This is a genomic window from Psychrobacter sp. 1U2, from assembly GCF_051847575.1.
Map to the genome: position 1 here is coordinate 1 of NZ_JBPYDC010001045.1, position 730 is coordinate 730.

Annotated in this window: 1 protein-coding gene; it reads left to right on the forward strand. The window is 44.1% G+C overall.

Features of this window, described 5'->3' with window-relative positions; all coding sequences use genetic code 11:
- Positions 1-730 (forward strand): AI-2E family transporter (locus ACS8FD_RS20290; RefSeq protein WP_439277191.1); only part of this gene is annotated, 730 nt, incomplete at both ends.

Here is a 730-nt window from a genome sequence, read left to right on the forward strand (position 1 = left end):
CAGTATCTCGTTGATTATCGGAGTGCCACTGGTGATAGGGGTGTTTATTTTGCAACAAGAGGCGCTTAGTCTCTATAGCAACTTAATCTACCGTGTGAAGGTAGGCTACCTTGATGTACCCGATTATTTTAAAGAATTACCCATTATCGGTCAGCAGATAAAAGATATTTTGTGGCAAATTAACAAAAACCCTGAAGGGACACTTGAGGCGTTTCGCGCTTGGATTCAATCGCATTTATACTATGGCAAAGTAGCCCTAGATGTGGTACTCAGTACTTTAGCCAAGCTTGGTATGGCGCTAATGACGCTGTTTTTCTTTTATCGGGATGGGACCAGTTTGATACGTCAGATTCGTCAGGCACTACGCAACGTCATTGGCAATCGAATCGACGGTTATATTGATTCGGTTGGTACAACCACACGCGCGGTGGTATACGGTATCGGTCTGACTGCATTGGCACAAGCGCTGCTTGCCGGTATTGGCTATTATTTCTCAGGATCACCCAGCCCTATTTTACTGACCATCGTAACCTTTATGATTGCGTTAATACCGTTTGGTACGCCGTTTGCGTGGGGCGCGGTGGCGTTTTGGCTATTGAGTCAAGGGCATACGACAGAAGGCATTGGTCTGGCATTGTGGGGTATTTTAGTCATTAGTTGGGTGGACAATTTGATACGTCCGATTGTAATTAGTGGTGCGACTAAAATTCCTTTTATTATTATTTTTATT